The sequence below is a fragment of the Haliea sp. E17 genome (genome assembly GCF_048323675.1).
Taxonomy (GTDB): Bacteria; Pseudomonadota; Gammaproteobacteria; order Pseudomonadales; family Halieaceae; genus Mangrovimicrobium.
In genome coordinates this window covers 728,080-748,040 of record NZ_JBLWFK010000002.1, presented here as the reverse complement: position 1 = coordinate 748,040, position 19,961 = coordinate 728,080, and the positions used below count along the sequence as shown (strand labels likewise).

Sequence of the window (19,961 nt, the reverse complement as noted above, 5' to 3'; positions counted from 1 at the left end):
TCGATGTCCTTTGCCGTAGTCATTCCTTCCCGCTTCGCCTCCAGCCGCCTGCCGGGCAAACCCCTGCTGGAGATCGCCGGCAAACCCATGGTGCAGCACGTGTGGGAACGCGCGATGCAGGCCGGCGCCAGCGAGGTGATCGTGGCCACCGACGATACGCGCATCCAGGCGGCCTGCGAGGCCTTTGGCGCGGCGGTGGCGATGACCTCGCCGGAACACCCCTCCGGTACCGATCGCCTGCAGGAAGTGGCCGCCCAGCGCGGCTGGACTGGGGAGCAGGTCATCGTCAATGTACAGGGCGACGAACCGTTGATCCCGCCGGCGCTGATCCGCCAGGTGGCGGACAACCTGCAGGGCAACCCCCAGGCGAGCATCGCCACCCTGTGTGTGCCGATCAGCGATCACGAGGAACTGACCAATCCCAACGCGGTGAAAGTGGTGACCGATATAAACGGCCTGGCGCTGTATTTCAGCCGCGCCACCATTCCCTGGCCGCGGGACGCCTTTGCGGCGGGTGGCGGTGACATGCCGCAGGGCAGCTGGTTCCGTCATATCGGTATCTACGCCTACCGCGCCAGCTTTCTCCACCGCTACGTGACCTGGCAGCCGGCACCGCTGGAACAGCTGGAACAACTGGAGCAACTGCGCGCGCTGTACAACGGCGAGCGCATCCACGTCGCCCGGGCCTGCGAGGCCGTACCGGCGGGCGTGGATACCCAGGCGGACCTCGACGCGGTGCGCGCACGGGTGGAGGCCGGCCATGAGTAACCAGCCGGTTCGTGTCCTGTTCGTCTGCCTCGGCAATATCTGCCGTTCCCCCACCGCCCACGGTGTTTTCGAACAGATGGTGCGCGAGAGGGGGCTCCACGAACGTATCGAGATCGACTCCTGCGGCACCGGTGACTGGCACATCGGTCATCCCGCGGACCGGCGTGCCGCGGCGGCCGCCGCGCGGCGCGGCTATGACCTGAGCCACCTGCGGGCGCGGCAGGTCATTCCCGCGGATTTCGACGCCTTCGATTACGTGCTCGCCATGGACGCGCAGAACCTGGCCGACCTGGAGGCGATGCGCCCGGCGCATTTCGATGGCGTCCTCTCCCTGTTTCTCGACTTTGCGCAGCAGGTGGCGGAGCGGGAAGTGCCCGACCCCTACTATGGCGGCGAGGACGGCTTCGACCATGTCCTCGACCTGGTCGAGAATGCCAGCGCAGGCCTGTTGCGGGAGATCCTGGGTGCAGATACGGCGCGCTGAATCCCTCAGGTCCTTCAACACCCTCGCCCTGGAAGCCCGCGCCACCGCACTGGTAGAGGTTGCGGGTGAGGCGGAACTGGCTGAGGCGCTGGCCTGGGCACGGGCAGAGGGCCTGCCGCCGCTGCCGCTGGGCGAGGGCAGCAATGTGGTATTTGCCGGCGACCTCGAGGCCCTGGTGATCCACCAGCACGCCGCGGGATGGAGCGTGCTCGCCGGGGATGCGGAGTCCGTGCGCCTGCGGGTCAGCGCCGGCGAGAACTGGCATTCACTGGTCGCGCGCAGCCTGCAGCAGGGCTGGTACGGCCTGGAAAACCTCGCCCTGATTCCGGGAACGGTGGGTGCGGCGCCGGTGCAGAACATCGGCGCCTACGGGGTCGAGCTGGAGCGTTTTGTCGAGGCCGTCCACGCCGTGGCTGTCGAAAGCGGCGAAAAACTTCTGCTGGAGCGGGACGCCTGCGAATTCGGCTACCGCGACAGCGTGTTCAAGAGCCGCCTGCGCGACAAGGTCATTATCACCGCCGTTGATTTCCGGTTGCCGAGGATTCCGGCGGCAGAGTGCCGCTATCCCGCCCTGGCGACCGAACTCGAGGCCCGCGGCGTGGTGGCGCCGACGCCGCAGGACGTGTTCGACGCGGTTGTGGCGGTGCGCCGACGCCGCCTGCCGGACCCTGCCCGGGAGCCCAACGCGGGTAGTTTCTTCAAGAACCCGCTGGTCGAAGCTGGCAGGGCAGACGCGTTGGCAGCCGAGTGCCCGGGGCTTCCGCGCTACCCGCAGGCAGATGGCCGGGTAAAACTGGCCGCCGCGTGGCTGATCGAGCAGGCCGGCTGGAAGGGGCACAGGGAGGGGCAGTTCGGTATTCATCCCGAGCACGCACTGGTAATGGTCAATTACGGTGGCGACAGTGGCGAGGGGCTGTTGCAACTGGCGGCACAGGTGGTGCAGTCTGTCCGTGAACGCTTCGCAGTCACCCTGGAAATGGAGCCGCGTATCTACGGCAAGCGCCCGTGAACCCCTTCGATCACAAGGCATTTTTAAAGAACCTTACCACCCGTCCCGGCGTGTACCAGATGTACGACGAGGCGGGCAAACTGCTGTACGTGGGCAAAGCCCGCAACCTGAAGAACCGCGTGGGCAGTTATTTTCGCGCCAGCGGCCTCACCGAAAAAACCATGGCGCTGGTGGCGCGCATCCACGATATCCAGATCACCGTGACGACCACGGAAGTCGATGCGCTGTTGCTGGAACACAACCTGATCAAGAGCCACAAGCCGCCCTATAACATCCTGCTCAAGGACGACAAATCCTACCCCTATATCTACGTGTCCGCCGACAAATACCCGCGCATCTCGCTGCACCGGGGCGCGCAGAAGGGCAAGGGCCGCTACTTCGGCCCCTACCCGAGCGCGGTGGCGGTGCGCGAATCCCTGCACTTCCTGCAGAAGGTCTTCAAGGTGCGGCAGTGCGAGAACAGCTACTTCAACAACCGCTCCCGGCCCTGCCTGCAATACCAGATCGACCGCTGCACCGCGCCCTGCGTGGACAGGGTCTCGGAGGCCGAGTATGCGGGGCAGGTGGACAGCACCCAGCTGTTCCTGGCCGGCAAGTCCCAGGAGCTGATGGTGCGATTGGCCGACGACATGGAAAAGGCCGCCGCCGAACTGGCCTTCGAGAAGGCGGCCCAGTATCGCGACCAGATCAGCCAACTGCAGCATGTACAGGCGGTACAGGGAATCGAGGGCGTACAGGGCGACCTCGATATCCTCGCCGCAACCGTGGATTCCGGCCGCGCCTGTGTACAGGTGCTGTTTGTGCGCGCCGCCCGGGTGCTGGGCAGCAAGACCTACCACCCGCCACTGAAACTGGAGACCACCCCGGCCGAGGTGCTGGAGGCCTTCCTGCCCCAGTACTACCTGGGTGGTGCACGACCGGTGCCCGGGGAGATCATCGTCAACGAGGCGCCCGAGGACAGTGCGACCCTGGCGGAGGCGCTCTCGGTGCAGGCCGGGAAAAAAGTCAAACTGCGCAGCAAGGTGCGCGATGCCCGCGCGCGCTGGCTGCGCCTCGCCCTGCAAACCGCCGAGACCAACCTGAAGGCCCACCTTGCAGGCCGCGAGACGGTGCAGGGGCGCTTCACGGCCCTGCAAGAGGTGCTGGCGCTGGAAGACCGGCCCCGGCGCATCGAGTGCTTCGATATCAGCCACAGCCACGGTGAGGCGACAGTTGCCTCCTGCGTGGTCTTCGACGAGGAGGGCCCGCGCAAGTCCGACTACCGCAAGTTCAATATCGAGGGCATCACCGCGGGCGACGACTACGCCGCCATGCAGCAGGCCCTGACACGCCGTTTCCGGCGCCTGAAGAGCGGGGAGGGGGCGCAGCCCGATATCCTGCTGATCGACGGTGGCAAGGGACAGGTGGCCCAGGCGATGGCGGTGCTGGAGGAGTTGCAGATCGACGGCATCCGCGTGGTCGGGGTGGCCAAGGGGGTGACCCGCAAGGCCGGCTTCGAAACCCTGGTGGAAGGCGCGGACGGCCGGGAGCGCCAGCTGCCCGGCGACAGCCCGGCCCTGCACCTGATCCAGCAGGTGCGCGACGAGGCGCACCGCTTCGCCATTACCGGGCACCGCGCGCGCCGGGCCAAGTCCCGCCAGCGTTCGCTGCTGGAGGACATCCCCGGGGTGGGTGCGAAGCGGCGGCGGGAACTGCTGCGGCACTTTGGCAGCGCCCAGGGCGTGGCGAACGCCAGTGTCGAGGAGCTGCGAAAAATTACCGGTATCAGTGCCACAATGGCCGCGCAGATATATGATTACCTGCATACCACAGGAGAGGCGGAGACAGGACCCAGGTGAAATTGAATATCCCGAATGCGTTGACCATGCTGCGCATCTGCCTGATCCCTGTCCTGGTACTGGTCTTCTACCTGCCGTTCCGCAATCACCTGCTGGTGGCCGCCGTGATCTTCGCCGTGGCGGCGATTACCGACTGGCTGGACGGCTACCTCGCCCGGCGCCTCGGCCAGACCAGCGCTTTCGGCGCCTTCCTCGACCCGGTGGCCGACAAGCTGATGGTGTCGGTGGCCCTGGTGCTGCTGGTGGAACGCCACGACACCATCCTGTTCACCCTGGCGGCCTGCGTGATCATCGGCCGGGAGATCGTCATCTCCGCCCTGCGCGAGTGGATGGCAGAACTGGGAGAGCGCACTTCGGTCGCCGTGTCCTACATCGGCAAGGTCAAAACCGCCTTCCAGATGGTCGCCATTACCGGCCTGCTGGCCGTCGACCCCAGCAGGGATGGCAACTGGTTAACGGCTCTGCTGTTCGTGGTGCTCTACATCGCCGCGGCGCTGACCCTGTGGTCCATGTTTGTGTACCTGAAAGCCGCCTGGATCGTCATCCGCGAACGGGATAAGACCTTCTGATTCAGGCGCTTGGAAGATTTTTTTGGAATACCTGTTGACACTAATCCACGGATGAATACAATGAGCGCCTCTCGAGTGTGCAGCCGCGCATCGGGAAGTGAGAAGTAGCGAAGCAGCAGTCTTCTTAAGCGGGAATAGCTCAGTTGGTAGAGCGCAACCTTGCCAAGGTTGAGGTCGCCGGTTCGAACCCGGTTTCCCGCTCCAACTTCCTCGACTGGTTCCAGTCAAAAGGCTCGGTGGCAGAGTGGTCATGCAGCGGACTGCAACTCCGTGTACGCCGGTTCGATTCCGACCCGAGCCTCCAATCGTATCAAATACTTACCTCTCCCAAACTTTTCCTCGAATACCCGTTATTTATAGGCAAACAGGGCACCGTCGCTAATGCAGCGACCTGAGCAACGCACAAGGAGTTCAAGTCTCTTTTGCTGGAGGTGGAATAGCGACAACCTTCCGGCAAGCGTGATCACTGATGCTTCCGGCCTGTCTCTGAATGCCGTGCAGAACCAGCTGCAAACCAGTATGCAGGAAGCGCTAACGCTCATGCGCCCCCTGCGTACTGTTAAACCCTTGTGAGCAGCCGGCCTGGTCAGCTGGGGCGAGCCGAAACGGCAGCACTCCTTCCAGGGCTATCAGGAACCGCTCGGTGGCAATTGGCGGGTTTTATCCAGCCCCTCGCGCAATTCTTTCGCCCAACGCCGCAGGATCCTGTCAGCATCCGCCTTGTTGGTCACGCTGTTGGTCCAGGTCAACATGTTGTCGTCGGCGTCTGCCTGGGGGTCGATGATTCTCGCGAGTACATCCCCCGTGGTGGCATCCACCAATTCAAGCAGCAAGGTCATCTGGCCGGCAGAAGTCATGTAGCTGCGTTCCATCCCCGGGTAGTTGGTTTCCGGGGCATTGATGGCTCTACATGCCTTTTGTCTCGGTGCGAGCGTCTCGCTCGGATCGAGGCATCGGTATGTTGGAGTATTGCTTGGGGGTTTCTGTCTATGGAGTTACTTCCAGCTGGTACGCGACTGCGTAATGGCGTCTTCACTATAGAAATGTTGAGTCCCCCTTGAGGTGACAGCGGCCACCTGCCACATCCCAGACGCAAGTAATTTGCGGAAGACCGGTTTCGCCTAATTGCGAGAATTTGGTCTACTCTTTCCTGAGCGCCAACTTTCGAGATATAGCTGGCCTTGGCGGTCTTTCCCAATAGCAAAATTTCCATAGGACAGAGTCATTCTATGGTTACATTGCCGGATAAGAGATTTTCTCCTGCGCTTCTTTGTGCGTCTTTTTTCAGCTGTTGCATTTATTTCCTGTTCATCACATTGGGTGTCGATGTAGCGGGTTTCAGTGCCCCGATAGCTTTGTCGGCAGTATTGACCGCTGCAAGCCTATTCATCCTTGCAAGCTTTTCCAATCTTGCGCGTATGGCTTTGCTGGTTGCACTGAGCCTGTTTCTACTTGCGCACTTTCTGATGATCCAACTGGAGGCACAGATATTCAGCCTCGGGCAACTCGACTCGGCTGCAGTCGTGGGGTTATCACTGCTTGCCGTCGGCGTGGCGGCTCCATTTGTAGTGGCAAGCCACTTCTTTGACACAAGGTCGAACCTGCGAAAGGGGACCTTTTCCAGGCTGGTTCTTTGCCCTGTATATCTGTTACGTGTCACGGTTTGCGCAACGACATTTCCCATACTGTATTTCCTGGCGGGTATCGCCATTTTGCCCTTCGTACAGGGCTTCTACGCAGGGATCATTCCACCCCTGCCTGAACTGATGCTCTGGCAGTGGTTGAGAGGGATGGTATTCACCGTATCGACGATCCCGTTGATAGCGAGTTTTTCCGCCGGCCCACTCGCTGCTGTCGGGGTATTTGCGTTGGTGTTCCCGATACTGGGTGGAATAGCTCCCCTGTTGCTGCCTAATCCGGTGATGCCCCCTGAAGTTCGCCTGGTGCATGGCTTCGAAATTGTGGCGTCCTACATTGCGTTCGGAGCAGTATTGGGTTTTCTATTGCATCCATCAGCTAAAAAAAACCCCTTGCGGGCAGTCGCCAGGGGTGTGCAGCCCTGAACAATTGTCACGGCCGCGCACCGGTTGCCAATCTGCATGATGACCAAGTCACACAGCGAGGACTCCTTTGAGGTGGAAGCGGACTTGGCCGCCTTCGCCTATTAGCCGACCGTTTATTCGTTTATCAATTCTCCGCTTGCAGGATTCTTTGACTATAATCCCAGCAAATCTAATGAGCGCTTTCCGAGCTGCTTCCCTCGGCACCTCCCTCTATAACAGAGGCTATGATATGAAGACTTTCGTAAATAACGTCTTTTTAATGTCGATTGTGCTTTCCTCGTTCATCTTGCCAGTCGCGCACGCCGACAATCAGATTCCCCTCATTCCAACCCGCGAGGTGTATTTCGGCAATTTTCATATTCATACCGCATGGTCTTTTGATGCCTATATCAACGGAGCCATATCCGGCCCGGACGAAGCGTACCGCTGGGCCAAGGGCGAGGAGATCCCCGGAGGCGGCGATGGAACGCCACTGCAGATCAAAGTTCCCCTGGACTGGTACGTCGTGTCGGACCACGCCGAATATCTCGGGGCACTGCCGCTGATGGGCGATCCCGACAGCCCGGTGAGCAAGCATCCCCTCGCCGCGGCGATCACAGGAGACGACCCCAAGGCCTCCTTCGACGCCTACACCGAAATCCTGGATGGCATCTCCAACCGCCGCAAGGACGAAATCCTCGGCGATCCGGCAGTTGCGGCATCGCTCTGGAAGCAGGTCGTCGATATAACAAACAAGCATTATGAACCGGGCAAGTTCACCACATTTGCAGGCTTCGAATGGACCTCGAACCCGGGCTGGCGCAATCTGCACCGCGTGGTCTTCTTTGCCGACACGGATAATCTGCCCGCCCAGCCGTTCTCCGCGATCGACTCCGACGTGCCGGAAGACTTGTGGAAGTGGATGGACCAGGAGCGCGCCGGGGGTGCGAAACTACTTGCAATCCCCCACAACGGCAATGCCAGCGATGGACTGATGTTCCCGCTCGAAACCTCCTACGGCGGAAGCAGCCTCAACAAGGCCTACGCCGAGGCACGCATGCACAATGAAACGCTGTATGAAATCTCCCAGATAAAAGGAACATCGGAGGTTCACCCTTCGCTGTCACCGAATGACGAGTTCGCCGGCTTTGAAATCTGGGATTACACGCTGGCTTCCACCGCGACACCTCCTGAGCACAAGCGCGGGGGCTATATGCGTGAAGCACTGATCCGCGGGCTGCAATTGCAGCAGGACGGCAAGGGCAATCCCTTCAAGTACGGCTTTATCGGTGACTCCGATACACACAATTCCGCCAGCGCCATCGAGGAAGACAATTACACTGGCAAGTTCGGTTTTGAGAATGACCCCAAACACAGGCTGTATGGCCCGCCCGGAGTCAGCAAGGCTGCCGCCAAACAGGTAAGGCAGTTCAGCAGTGGAGGGGTTGCGGCTGTCTGGGCCAAAGCAAATACTCGCGAGGAAGTCTTCGCCGCTATCGCGCGCAAGGAAACCTACGCCACGTCCGGCCCGCGAATGAAAGTGCGCTTTTTTGGCGGCTATGGATTTGAACAGGATGCGCTCGCCAAATCTGGCTGGTTGGATGCGGCCTACGCTAGCGGTGTACCGATGGGTGGAGATCTTGCAAAAGCGCCCAAGGGGAAGTCTCCGACCTTCCTGATCGCGGCGATGAAGGAGGCGAACGGCGCCAACCTCGACCGGGTCCAGGTCATCAAGGGCTGGGTTGACGGCAATGGGCAGACTCACGAAAAAATCTACAATGTGGCAGTGTCCGACGACCGCAAGGCTGACAAGGACGGAAAAATTCCGTCTGTTGGAAGTACTGTCGACGTCAAAACCGCGACTTATACCAACACGATAGGCGCTGCAGAGTTGAGTGCCGTGTGGAGTGACCCTGACTTCGATCCCAAGCGTTACTCTGTCTATTATGTGCGGGTACTGCAGATACCAACCCCTCGCTGGTCGACGTATGACAGCGCCAGACTGGGGGTGGAGACTCCGGAAGATTTGCCTGAATCGATTCAGGAGAGAGCATGGTCCAGTCCCATTTGGTATTCACCATAGGGAGTCAGGTTACCCCGCCGTAGTGGCGATCGTGAGGGCTACCTTCCGCTTTGAGGTGGAAGCGGACCTGGCCGCTTTCGCCTATTCGGGGACATCACATCGCCCACTGGAGCAAGCGGTTTTCGTTCCGAATCATTCCGCTAGTGAAATATACAGGCCGCCCCTGGCTTCAAAATATTGATCTGAGTCAAATCACCACGTGATTCCGGACTTCCTCAGCAGGTTGCCGTCCCGCAAGACGAATTTTTTGCTAAGTTTACTGCAGCTAAGAAGATCCTATCGAGCTTAAATTCCGGGGTCGGCATGAATACAATACATCGTTGCGTCCATCGATACCTTATACTCAGCGTTGCTGCTGTCCTGTCTCTTGCTGCCGGTTTCGTGACCGCTCAGGATGTTTTGCCCTTCCCGACTCCCCCTATGGGCGGCAAGGTTGGGTTGACCATGCAGGAGTCCGTGCATAAGTGGCGCCAGCAACCACGCCACCTGCCCGAGGACGCCCCCAATATACTCATTGTCATGCTCGACGATGCCGGGTTCGGACAAGCGAGCACCTTTGGCGGCGATATCAACACGCCGACGTTATCCCGCCTGGCCAATGAAGGCATTGCCTACAATGCCTTTCACACTACCGCCATGTGTTCGCCGACCAGGGCGGCGTTGATGACCGGGAGGAATCACAATCGCGTTGGATTCGGACAGATTGCCGAGTTGGCGAACGACTGGGACGGCTACACGGGCGTAATTCCAAAATCCTCGGCAACCATCGCTGAAGTGCTGGGCTACTACGGATACGCCACCGCGGCGTTCGGCAAGGACCACAATACGCCGGTCGACCAGATCGCCAACGGCCCTTATGATCGAACCCCGACGGGACGCGGCTTTGATTATTTCTATGGTTTCATCGCGGGCGAGACATCCCAATGGGAGCCCACGTTGTGGGAGAACACTACGCCGATCTCGGCGCCGCATGTCGACAACTACGAGGACTACCACCTTACTGAGGCCATGGCGGACAAGGCGATCACCTGGATGCGCCGCCACCTGGCCCTGCAGCCCGATAAACCCTTCCTGATGTGGTGGACCCCTGGCGCCGTTCACGGCCCGCACCAGGTCGCGAAAGCCTGGGCGGACAAGTACAAAGGCAAGTTCGACGACGGGTGGGATGCCTACCAGAAGCGGGTCTTCGAGCGGCAAAAAACGATGGGATGGATTCCGGCAGATACAATACGGGCGCCGCGTCCTGAAGGCATGCCCGCCTGGAAGGATATCCCTGAAGACGAGCGTGCTTTCCAGGCGCGGTTGATGGAGGTCTATGCCGGCTTTCTGGAGCATACCGACGTTCAGGTTGGTCGACTGATCGACGAACTGGAGGCCAGGGGCATTCGCGACAATACTCTGGTGATTTACATCTTCTCTGACAACGGTGCCTCCGCCGAGGGAATGAGCGGCAGCATTGCCGAACTGAACGCGCAAAATGGTATCCCCAGCACGGTTGCTGAACACATCGCCGTACTGGATACATTGGGTGGACTCGATGCGATCGGCGGTCCGAAGACGGATAACATGTATCACTCCGGCTGGGCGTGGGCCGGCGACAGCCCCTTCCGCTACACCAAGCTGATTGCTGCCGACTGGGGTGGAACACGTACCCCAATGGTGATTTCCTGGCCGAAGCGCATCAAGCCTGACAAAACCCCCCGCCCCCAGTTCGCCCATGTCAACGACGTGGTCCCGACGATCTACGAGATTCTCGGCATTACTCTGCCCAAGGTAGTGGATGGCTTCGAGCAGGACCCGATTGACGGGGAGAGCTTCGCCTATACATTCGACTCAGCTACCGCGCCAGAACGAAAGAAAACGCAGTACTTCGACATCATGGGTAGTCGCGGCATCTACCATGAAGGCTGGATGGCCAGCACCTTCGGCCCCCGGGCGCCCTGGATTGCCAAGTTGCCCGACATTAGAAATTGGGACCCGATGCAGGATAAATGGGAGCTGTACGACACACGACACGACTACTCCCTGATGCATAACCTTGCCGACGAGAAGCCTGAAAAACTCGCTGAGATGAAAGCGCTCTTCCTGGAGGTAGCAAAGGAAAACAAGGTTCTGCCAATCGGTGGCGGCCTGTTCAGCCCCTTCAACCCACATGAAATGAAGCGCAGCAGCAATACCGAATGGACCCTCTTCGACGGACTCACACGCATACCCGAGAGTCAGGCGCCCAACGTACGCAACGGCAATCTCCGCGCAGAGATCGACGCCGAGGTGCCGAAAAACGTCAACGGCGTAATCTTCGCCATGGGCGGTTATGCCGGCGGCGTGACTCTGTACGCGCTCGATGGCTATCTGTACTACGAGTACAGTGCACTCATGCTCAAACGCGACAAGATAAAGGTCGGGAAGCTGCCGGCGGGTGAGGTCAAGATCGCGTTCGAGATGCGCACACCGCTTGAGCGGGCGGCGCCTGCGAAACTGAAGTTCTGGATCAACGGTAAGGAAGCGGCCAGTGGCACTGTTGAACGCACGATTCCAGGCACCTTCACAGCCTCGGAAACCTTCGATGTAGGTCGGGACACAAACTCGCCTGTCGCGGATGCCTACTTCGACAATGCACCTTTCGCTTTCGAGGGAACCCTGAAGCGCCTGCATTTTGCGAACCTCCTGGAAAAATCTCCAGAGTATGCGCGTTCGCCAGACGATGACTGATGTTGGGGGCTACTCCGGGCTGGTACTGCCCGGATTCAATGAATGAATAAAGTTTGGGGCCACCCCCTGGTAACCAGCACCGATCCTCAATGGGGGCTTTAGCACATGTCGAATCGACTCACCAATAAGCTTGCAGGACTTTCCTTACTGGCCGCGGTAACACCTGCACTGCATGCCGAGGACTGGACAGCCGTCACCGGCCGCCAGAACCTGATCGACCTGGTCAGCGGCGCCACCGCGGAAATTGAGGTAAAGCCAGGCCGCACGGTAACTGGTTACTACGCACCTGACGGTACCGCGCGTATCGAGGCTTGGGGCGAAGTTTTTCGCCGGACCTGGCAGGTCGAGGGCGAGGACCGTGTCTGTTACACCTCGGCTGAAAAGCAAACCAATTGCTTCACCTTCGAGCAGGATCGGGACGACCTCCAGCATTACCGTGTGCGCAATACCGGTACCGGCGAATTCACCCATTTTCACCTGGTCGGCGACAAGCTGGCCAGCGGCGAAGAGGCGGCACCGGGCGGGCTGGCCAGGCCCTCGGCTGAAGAAGTCGCTGCGGAGCTGTCCAACCCCAACACCGCCATGGGTACAATGAATTTCAATTTCGATTACGTCGCTTACCAGGGTGATCTCCCCGGTGCGGGGAGCCAGGAGGCTACCCGCCTGCTGTTCCAGCCCTCATTGCCCTATCCCCTGGACGAGACCACGAACGTATTCGTGCGGCCGGCGATCCCGGTGATCGTCAAGCAGGATGTGCCTTCGGGGGCCGGCCAATTCAACGATGTTACCTGGGAGCTGGGCGACATCGGTTTCGACCTCTCGCTGGGCAAGACACTCCCCGGCGGCATCGTTCTGTTGGGCGGCGTGACGGGCACACTGCCGACGGCGACCGACGACAATGCCGGTCTCGACCAGTGGCTGCTGGGTCCGGAAGCCGCCGTCGCCATGGTGCGCCCCTGGGGCGTGCTGGGCGTGCTGGTCACCCAACAATGGGATGTTGCCGGCAAGAACGATTACGACACCAATGTGACGGGCGGGCAATACTTCTACGCTTTCAACCTCGGCGGTGGCTGGCAAATCAATGGCTCGCCAACGTTTTCCTACAACCACGAGGCGCGCAACAGCGATAACAAGCTGACGCTCCCGCTGGCGATTGGCGTTTCCCGCACCATGTTCCTCGGCGGGCGCCCGTGGAAGTTCGGTGTGCAGTACTGGCACTACCTGGAATCGCCGGACGACTTCGGGCCGGATTACCAACTTCGTTTCATCGTGTCCCCGGTGGTAGCGCTGCCTTGGTAACAAAGCTCGTCCGTATGTAATCCGAGCAGTTACCAGGTCACGCTTGCTGTAGAGCGGCCTTTTCAGTTCCACAAGAGCACGGCAGAAATGAGGTGGAAGGGGACCAGGCGCTAGAGCATCGAAAGCCTGCTGGTCATGATGGGGTGAATATCAAAATGGGGGTATATGTGACTAAAATGCAAATTCTATTGTGTAAAAATATATAACTACAAACTGGATTAAAACCTTATTCGGGGATGACCCACCCCCTTAAAATGCAACAGTACGCTGAATAACTCGCACTCCCGCGTATTCTCCCGGGTTCTGCTGATCCATTTTTCCGGGCAAAATCCCACGCGCAAGAAACCGTGCCAGTACCCGTGTTGTCACATCGGCTGAGCCGATTGCCATGGCCGTTGTGCGCAGCAGCACGCTGCGCTAGTGACCTGAATTGTGCTGACTTCTGATCTCCCGCCGATCGCGGGCGGCAATTGCGCGATCGCTGTCCCGAACTGGCTCCAGTAAAGCGCCGGCTGACGTTTACAGTGTGCCGGATTTCGTGGACAGTAGCTTCTTCATTGCTACTGACGGCGTAATGCCCACCGGGTGATCCATGCACGTAACCCAAGTCAAGTCGCTGCGCTGGCTGTTTGCCGAATTGCTGGTGATTGTCCTCGGTATCTCGATTGCCTTCCAGGTGGAGCAGTGGCGGCAGCAGCACGAGGACAAGGCCATGGAGACCAGGGCCTTCCGGGAGGTGCTTGGAGACCTTGACAATATTGAGAAGGCGATAGCGGAGGCGGCGGGCTCGCTGGATGCTGCGACTGAAAGCGCATCGGATCTGGTACAGCTGATTGCCGCAGAAAACACCGACGAGAATAAGTACCTCGAAAGTATTCTCGGTATACATGTTTACCTGATTGGCGAGGCGCAGGACAGGACCGCCTATGAGGGCCTGCTGGAAGCGGGGAGATTCGCCGGGGTCGACAATCCCGAACTCACGGTACATTTGCGGAATTTCTTTACCCTGCAAAAACCCTGGGTGTATTCCCTGAATATCAGGCATATCGAGCGCTATGACAATCTCATGAACACTATCTACCGTGATTTGCAACGTGTGCCCGATGCGGATTTTTCCACGACGCGAAAATCACACATCGCGTTTGCCGTACCCCTCAACGAATTTCCCCGGTCGCCAACGATGACCAACGATTTACTCGGCTTTATCGCCTCCAGCCAGACAATGAAAGAGCGCTTCGCGTTTCTGCAGCAGCAATTGGAAGATGTGCGGGGGGAAATCGACCTGTACCTCGGCAAATAGCCGCGGGCGGGATGTGACCAACTGCCTGGCGGCCTCCCGGTTTGGCGCAAACACTGCGACCACGATGCTGGAAGTTCTGCCGGAAGGCTGCCTCCTTGACACTCTGCCCGGGGTGATCTATCCCTAACTGAGCACTCGACAGGGAAGTCACCGCACCATGAACCTGAATTTTTCCGGGCGCCGGGAAGTACGCTACGGTGTGCCCGCCGCAGACCAGGTCCTCTTCAACCGTCATTACGTCCTCGGGTATTCCTTTTATTTCCGCCAGGCCAAGTGGGCGCTGGAAATCGTCGACCCCGATAATCCAGGGCTTGAACGTATGGATAATTTTCGTCCGGACTTCCGGATTCCCGAGGAATTCAGGCCGGATCTCGTGGACTATATCGGTTCCGGCTTCGATCGCGGGCACCTGATCGCCAGCGCCAATCAGCGGGAAACGGAACTGCAGAACAGTGAAACCTTCCTGCTGTCGAACATGTCACCCCAGGCTCCGGGCTTTAACCGCGGCATCTGGCGGGAGCTCGAAAATGCCATTCGTGCGCTCAACAACCGGGACGACATTCTCGAAACCTTCGTGATTTGCGGCCCGATTTTCTACTTCGATAAACCGGTCATCTCAATCGGTGAAGGCGACGACGGTAACGACGTGAGCATCCCGGTACCCAACGCCTACTTCAAGTCGGTGCTCACGGAGGACCGCAAGGGGCGCCTGCACATGTGGTCTTTCATCTTTCCCAACGATACGGCTGACAAACCAGTAGCCGATTACCAGGTCCCTACGGCCAAGGTTGAGAAGTACGCCGGCATCAAGTTGTGGGAGACCCTGGTCGGCAAACAGGTCGAACAGGAACGCGGCAGGACCCGGAAATATTTCGGCAGCTGACCGTTGCCTTTGCGGTATGACCCGTTTGAGTCAAAGTGTACCAGTGCAAAAATCGGGAAACCTGGCCGATAGCCAATGCAGTTGATTTTTCGCTGTCCTGTTGTGTGGGCAGGTGGAACCCGCGGTCGTGTAAGTCTCTGTAATCTTTGTACAAGCTGCGCTTGCAGGGTATTCCGGGAGCTTCGCGAAAGGCTGAAAAAGACAATCAGTCCTGATTCCAGGCAGTAAAACCTGCTTGAAAACAGTGAATTAGCTACCCGGCCCCAATTTCACGGAATGACTGGAAGGGCAGTTGGCACTGGCAACATTTCCTGGGTTTTTTTAAAAAACTACAGTTATTGTTGCTTTGGCCCTGGCGCCGTCTTGATTAATCATTTGCCGCCACTATGCTTATCGCAGGTTGGTTGACCCGCGCGCCGTCCTGGCTGATTACCGCGCCAACCACGTTCAATGGAGTGATTTACCAGACAGGGATGTTCAGGGTAAGCACCGGATGAAACCGATCCTGCGTTAATCCAGTACACCTGTCGCTACCCGGGAGGATAGGCCGATGAGAGGCTTGGGGTGTGCGCAGTTTTCGATTTTTCTACTTCTGGCTTATGTCGGTTTCCTGAGCGGCTGCGGCGAGAAAGATCCCTGCCAGATTGATGGCCAGTTCCGCGACGAGGCAATGTGTATCGGCCGCGAAGCCGAATCGCTCGAAGGGTCCGCGGTGGATTACTTCGCCGACATGGACTACGGGGTCAGCAAGGATCCGGCAGAACTGGTCAGGCGCCTGTCCCCCTATGTCCCCGGAATTACCGAGGAAAAGGCAGTCGAGGCCTTTGCGGTCGGGCGCAACAACTGGATTGTCTGGACCGCCGGCAACGATCGCCTCTGGGATGAATTGTCCAAGGCCAGTTTCGGCAATCTCGACTTCCTGAAAACGATCTCCAATTATCCCGGAACCCGCTTCAGCCGCGACAACCGCTGGCAGTATTTCGGCCTGGTCAACGAGCCCTGTTACAAGAAAGGCGCGGAACCGCGCCAGGATCGCTGGGGACTCTACCTCGACGTGCGCGACGAAAACTGCGGCCCTGATCCCTTTGAAAACGAGGAAAAATATCCCGGCGTGAAAATCGGCGCCCGCGGCGAGGGCGACCTTGAACTGGGTTCCTACTACGGTTATGGCACCGGCATCGTCGGCCTGCGGCTGTTCCCCAACCCGGATTTCGACGCGGAAGCCCAGAAGAAATGGGATCCCGTCAAATATTACACGGACAAGGATTACTACCTCAGCAAGGACCTGGTGAAACCCTACCGGGTAGGTATGTCCTGCGGTTTCTGTCACGTCGGCCCCAACCCCTCCAACCCGCCGGTCGACCCCGAGAATCCCACCTGGGCAAACCTCAATTCCAACCCGGGGGCGCAGTATTTCTGGATCGATCGCATCTTCATGTGGGCCGCGGACGAGAGCAACTACGTGTACCAGTTGTTCCACACCTCCCGCCCCGGCGCGCTGGATACCTCGCTGGTTTCCTCAGACTACATCAATAACCCGCGCACAATGAATGCGGTCTACAACCTCGGCGCGCGGCTGGAACTGGCTGCCCGCTTTGGCGAGGAAAAGCTGACCGGCGGCGAACGGGACAACAAGCAGTTGAATGAGTACGCACCGGCCGGCAGCCCCCTGAACAATTTCTACAAGGAGCCGGACACCGTGTTCACCCCCCGCGTCCTGAAGGACGGGGCCGACTCGGTGGGCGCGATTGGCGCATTGAACCGGGTATTCATCAACATCGGGCTGTTCAGCGAAGAGTGGTTGACCCACTTCCGCCCGCTGGTCGGCGGCAAGGAAATTTCGCCGATCGAAATCAAGGTCGGGCGCGAGTACTCCAGCTACTGGCAGGCGACCGAGGCGCAGACCGCCGACCTGGCGCTGTTCTTCCTGGCCTCCGCGCGCCCGGATCACCTGTCCGCAGCGCCGGGCGGTGAGCAGTACCTGCAGGCGCCCCCGGAGCAACTGGAGCGGGGCAAGGAAGTGTTTGCCGAAACCTGTGCCCGCTGCCACTCCAGCAAGCTGCCCGAGGGGGTCGAGTCGAAATTCCCCGCAGGCTGCAACGGCAGCAACTACCTCGCCTGTTTCAGCGACTACTGGGAGTGGAGCAAGTCCGATGCCTTCAAGGAGGAGATGACCAGTATCGTCAAAACGGAGGACTTCCTCGACAACAACTTCCTGTCGACGGAATTCCGCATTCCGGTGTCGCTGCTGGAGACCAACGCCTGCAGCCCGCTGGCGACCAACGCCATCGAGGACAACATCTGGGACAACTTCTCTTCCACCTCCTACAAGGACCTGCCCTCGGTGGGCGTGATCAAGGTACAGCACCCGATCAGCGGCGAGCAAAGCACCTACGAGATGCCCGCTGGCGGGCGCGGATATACCCGTCCCGCCTCGCTGGTCAGTGTCTGGAGTACGGCGCCGTTCCTGCTCAACAACTCACTCGGTAAATTCAACTGGAGCGGCAGTGTCGACGACCGCGTCGATTCCTTCCGCGACAGCATCGAGAAGCTGCTGTGGCCTGAGCTGCGCAGTGGTGACTTTACCGTGGTCACTGCCTCCGGCAAGGAACACCCGGGGGTAATCGACCGCACCGAGGGCAGGACTTTCCTGCGCATCAGTAAAGGCTACCTGCCGGAGTTCCTGGCGCCGCTGCAGGGTTTCTTCGCTCGCTGGCTGCCCTGGATTGCCGACGAGGACGGTATCTCCATCGGCCCCATCCCGCCCGGAACGCCGATCAACCTGATCTCCAACATCGACATGGACAAGAAAAAGGACGTGCTCAAGGTTCTGCTGAAAGCCAAGCACGACCTCAAGGCCGCCCAGGGCGCGGAAAGCGACCAGGACCTAAAGGAGGCATTCTCCGGCCTGGTGGATCCACTGGTGGGCGTCAGCAAGTGCCCGGACTACGTGGTGAACAAGGGACACTATTTCGGTACCGATTATCTCAACCCGATGTTCGATGATTCCCCCGGTCTGAGCGACGCGGACAAGGAAGCACTGATCAGTTTCCTGCTGACGTTCTGAGCCGACAACAAGGGGAGTCAAACATGAACAGCGAGTTTGAATACATCGTTGTAGGATCCGGGGCGGGTGGCGGTACCGTCGCTGCGCGGCTGGCGGAAAACGGCAAGCGGGTCCTGCTGTTGGAGGCCGGCGACGATCCGCTGCTCTCGCAGGGGGGCGATGCGGTGTCGACGGAAAACCGCCTGCCTGAAGATTACGAGGTCCCGGTATTCCACGCGATCTCGACCGAGAACGACGCGATGAAATGGGACTATTTCGTCAAGCACTACGGCGACGAACGCGACGAGCGGGATCCCAAGTATGTGCCGGAATCGCAGGGTATTCTCTACCCCCGGGCCGGCTGCCTGGGCGGTTGCACCGCCCACAATGCCATGATCACGGTCTACCCCCATAACGCGGACTGGGACAATATCGCCAGACTGACCGGCGACAGCAGCTGGTCGGCAAAGAAGATGCGCGGTTACTTCCAGAAGCTGGAAAACTGCCAGTACCGTCCGGTCTGGCGCTTCCTCGCAAAACTCGGTATTAACCCGACACGACACGGCTGGAACGGCTGGCTCACGACCGAAAAGGCCATCCCGGTGTCGGCGCTGGGTGACGCGGGGCTGGTTGATACGCTTGTTTCTTCGGTGGAAACCGCGTTCAAGTCACTCGGAGAAAGACTGCGCCGCAAGGTCTGGCTGGTCGAGGGTGCTGGCGACCCCAACGACTGGCGCCTGGTAAAGGATAATTCCACGGGCCTCAGGTATCCGCCACTTGCAACCGATGGCCACCAGCGCACCAGCACCCGCGATCGCCTGATCGACGTTAAAAAACGTTTTCCCGACAACCTCACCATCGAGCTCGATGCCCTGGTAACCCGGGTACTGTTCGACGCGGACAACGTGGCTACCGGGGTGGAGTACCAGAAAGGTAAAAAACTTTACCGGGCCTCGGCGCTGCCCGCGGGAACGTCGGGCGAGCTCATGGTGGCCAGCGCCAGCCGCGAGGTCATCCTGTCCGGCGGCGCCTTCAATACCCCGCAGTTACTCATGCTCTCCGGTATCGGGCCGCGGGCAGAGCTGGAAAAACACGGGATCGAAGTGCGTATCGACCTGCCCGGGGTAGGGCAGAACCTCCAGGACCGCTATGAAGTCGGCGTCGTCAATCGCATGAACTTCGATAACTGGGAAGTCCTCGAGGGTGCGCGCTACGCCAAGGGTGATCCACAGTACGCCCAGTGGGAAACAAAACGCGAGGGCGTGTATACCACCAACGGCGCGGTGCTCGCGGTGATCAAGCGCTCGGTGGCAGAGCGGCCCTTGCCCGACCTGTTCTGTTTTGCCCTGCTGGCACTGTTCCGCGGCTATTTCCCCGGTTACTCGCGGCTGATCGTGGAGCACCTCAATTACCTGACGTGGGCAATTCTCAAGGCGCATACCAACAACCGAGCGGGTGTTGTAAAGCTGCGTTCCGCGGACCCGCGCGATACGCCCTACATCAATTTCAGGTATTTCGCCGCGGGCACCGATGACAGGGACGAGGACCTCGATTCCGTGGTGGAGGGTATCAGGTTTGTGCGCAGCATGACCCAGCCGCTGAAGGATCAGGGCCTGATTGCCGAGGAAGAACTGCCCGGCGAGGCGCTGCAGAGCGACGAGGAACTGCGCGATTTCGTCCGCTACCATGCCTGGGGGCACCACGCGTCGTGCACCTGCCCGATTGGCGCAGATAGCGACCCCATGGCGGTCCTGGACAGCAAGTTCCAGGTTCGCGGTACCCGTGGCCTGCGGGTGGTCGACGCGTCGATCTTCCCGCGGATTCCGGGCTTCTTCATCGTCAGTTCCGTCTATACCGCGGCGGAAAAGGCGGCAGACGTCATATTGAACACTTAGCAGGGCTAACGTGCGGCGACCGCGAGGCGCCGC

Annotated in this window: 14 protein-coding genes and 2 tRNA genes; 15 read left to right on the top strand and 1 reads right to left on the bottom strand. The window is 59.6% G+C overall.

Annotated features, from left to right (window positions below):
- Positions 1-3 precede the first annotated feature (3 nt).
- The 7 genes from kdsB to ACNKU3_RS06435 all read left to right on the top strand — a co-directional run bounded on the left by kdsB (position 4) and on the right by ACNKU3_RS06435 (position 4,972).
- Positions 4-768: a 3-deoxy-manno-octulosonate cytidylyltransferase gene (gene kdsB, locus ACNKU3_RS06465; RefSeq protein WP_418258594.1), complete on the top strand. Its 765-nt coding sequence runs from the start codon at positions 4-6 to the stop codon at positions 766-768.
- Positions 761-1,252, top strand: a complete 492-nt coding sequence (locus tag ACNKU3_RS06460) for a low molecular weight protein-tyrosine-phosphatase (protein ID WP_418258593.1) — start codon at positions 761-763, stop codon at positions 1,250-1,252. The genes kdsB and ACNKU3_RS06460 overlap by 8 nt, the downstream gene beginning before the upstream one ends.
- Positions 1,233-2,261, top strand: coding sequence for a UDP-N-acetylmuramate dehydrogenase (murB, locus tag ACNKU3_RS06455; protein WP_418258592.1), 1,029 nt, complete (start codon positions 1,233-1,235; stop codon positions 2,259-2,261). The genes ACNKU3_RS06460 and murB overlap by 20 nt, the downstream gene beginning before the upstream one ends.
- Positions 2,258-4,099: an excinuclease ABC subunit UvrC gene (uvrC, locus tag ACNKU3_RS06450; protein WP_418258591.1), complete on the top strand. Its 1,842-nt coding sequence runs from the start codon at positions 2,258-2,260 to the stop codon at positions 4,097-4,099. Before murB ends, uvrC begins: the two co-directional genes overlap by 4 nt.
- 2 nt (positions 4,100-4,101) lie before the next feature.
- The gene (gene pgsA, locus ACNKU3_RS06445) at positions 4,102-4,668 is read left to right on the top strand and encodes a CDP-diacylglycerol--glycerol-3-phosphate 3-phosphatidyltransferase (protein ID WP_418259026.1); all 567 of its coding nucleotides are present in this window, start codon (positions 4,102-4,104) and stop codon (positions 4,666-4,668) included.
- Between the two features lie 128 nt (positions 4,669-4,796).
- Positions 4,797-4,872 (top strand) — tRNA-Gly (locus tag ACNKU3_RS06440).
- 26 nt (positions 4,873-4,898) lie between these two features.
- Positions 4,899-4,972: transfer RNA gene (locus ACNKU3_RS06435), tRNA-Cys, on the top strand.
- Positions 4,973-5,297: 325 nt separating this feature from the next.
- Here ACNKU3_RS06435 and ACNKU3_RS06430 read toward each other — a convergent pair.
- On the bottom strand, positions 5,298-5,540 hold the full coding sequence (locus tag ACNKU3_RS06430; RefSeq protein WP_418258590.1) for a hypothetical protein: 243 nt from the start codon (positions 5,538-5,540) through the stop codon (positions 5,298-5,300).
- 357 nt (positions 5,541-5,897) lie between these two features.
- On the opposite strand from ACNKU3_RS06430, the gene ACNKU3_RS06425 reads away from it, so the two are divergent.
- The 8 genes from ACNKU3_RS06425 (at position 5,898) to ACNKU3_RS06390 (ending at position 19,928) form a co-directional block, all read left to right on the top strand.
- Positions 5,898-6,731, top strand: coding sequence for a hypothetical protein (locus ACNKU3_RS06425; RefSeq protein WP_418258589.1), 834 nt, complete (start codon positions 5,898-5,900; stop codon positions 6,729-6,731).
- A gap of 229 nt (positions 6,732-6,960) precedes the next feature.
- The gene (locus ACNKU3_RS06420; protein WP_418258588.1) at positions 6,961-8,793 is read left to right on the top strand and encodes a DUF3604 domain-containing protein; all 1,833 of its coding nucleotides are present in this window, start codon (positions 6,961-6,963) and stop codon (positions 8,791-8,793) included.
- A gap of 420 nt (positions 8,794-9,213) precedes the next feature.
- The gene (locus tag ACNKU3_RS06415) at positions 9,214-11,505 is read left to right on the top strand and encodes an arylsulfatase (protein WP_418258587.1); all 2,292 of its coding nucleotides are present in this window, start codon (positions 9,214-9,216) and stop codon (positions 11,503-11,505) included.
- A gap of 105 nt (positions 11,506-11,610) precedes the next feature.
- Positions 11,611-12,804 carry a hypothetical protein gene (locus ACNKU3_RS06410; RefSeq protein WP_418258586.1) on the top strand — a complete coding sequence of 398 codons (1,194 nt, stop codon included), beginning with the start codon at positions 11,611-11,613 and terminating at the stop codon, positions 12,802-12,804.
- Between the two features lie 592 nt (positions 12,805-13,396).
- The gene (locus tag ACNKU3_RS06405) at positions 13,397-14,104 is read left to right on the top strand and encodes a hypothetical protein (protein WP_418258585.1); all 708 of its coding nucleotides are present in this window, start codon (positions 13,397-13,399) and stop codon (positions 14,102-14,104) included.
- Positions 14,105-14,261: 157 nt separating this feature from the next.
- Entirely contained in the window at positions 14,262-14,987 is a 726-nt protein-coding gene (locus ACNKU3_RS06400; protein ID WP_418258584.1) for a DNA/RNA non-specific endonuclease, read from the top strand.
- Between the two features lie 550 nt (positions 14,988-15,537).
- Positions 15,538-18,054: a c-type cytochrome gene (locus ACNKU3_RS06395; RefSeq protein ID WP_418258583.1), complete on the top strand. Its 2,517-nt coding sequence runs from the start codon at positions 15,538-15,540 to the stop codon at positions 18,052-18,054.
- Positions 18,055-18,077: 23 nt separating this feature from the next.
- Complete coding sequence (locus ACNKU3_RS06390; protein ID WP_418258582.1) at positions 18,078-19,928, top strand: GMC family oxidoreductase; 1,851 nt, start codon at positions 18,078-18,080, stop codon at positions 19,926-19,928.
- The last annotated feature ends 33 nt before the right edge of the window (positions 19,929-19,961 follow it).

Excerpts from the sequence above, each read along its gene's own strand:
- ACNKU3_RS06425 (WP_418258589.1), top strand. The coding sequence starts at position 5,898 with ATGGTTACATTGCCGGATAAGAGATTTTCTCCTGCGCTTCTTTGTGCG.
- ACNKU3_RS06410 (WP_418258586.1), top strand. The coding sequence starts at position 11,611 with ATGTCGAATCGACTCACCAATAAGCTTGCAGGACTTTCCTTACTGGCC.
- ACNKU3_RS06390 (WP_418258582.1), top strand. The coding sequence starts at position 18,078 with ATGAACAGCGAGTTTGAATACATCGTTGTAGGATCCGGGGCGGGTGGC.
- ACNKU3_RS06395 (WP_418258583.1), top strand. The coding sequence starts at position 15,538 with ATGAGAGGCTTGGGGTGTGCGCAGTTTTCGATTTTTCTACTTCTGGCT.
- ACNKU3_RS06430 (WP_418258590.1), bottom strand. The coding sequence starts at position 5,540 with ATGGAACGCAGCTACATGACTTCTGCCGGCCAGATGACCTTGCTGCTT.
- kdsB (WP_418258594.1), top strand. The coding sequence starts at position 4 with ATGTCCTTTGCCGTAGTCATTCCTTCCCGCTTCGCCTCCAGCCGCCTG.
- ACNKU3_RS06460 (WP_418258593.1), top strand. The coding sequence starts at position 761 with ATGAGTAACCAGCCGGTTCGTGTCCTGTTCGTCTGCCTCGGCAATATC.
- ACNKU3_RS06405 (WP_418258585.1), top strand. The coding sequence starts at position 13,397 with ATGCACGTAACCCAAGTCAAGTCGCTGCGCTGGCTGTTTGCCGAATTG.
- ACNKU3_RS06400 (WP_418258584.1), top strand. The coding sequence starts at position 14,262 with ATGAACCTGAATTTTTCCGGGCGCCGGGAAGTACGCTACGGTGTGCCC.
- ACNKU3_RS06420 (WP_418258588.1), top strand. The coding sequence starts at position 6,961 with ATGAAGACTTTCGTAAATAACGTCTTTTTAATGTCGATTGTGCTTTCC.
- ACNKU3_RS06415 (WP_418258587.1), top strand. The coding sequence starts at position 9,214 with ATGGGCGGCAAGGTTGGGTTGACCATGCAGGAGTCCGTGCATAAGTGG.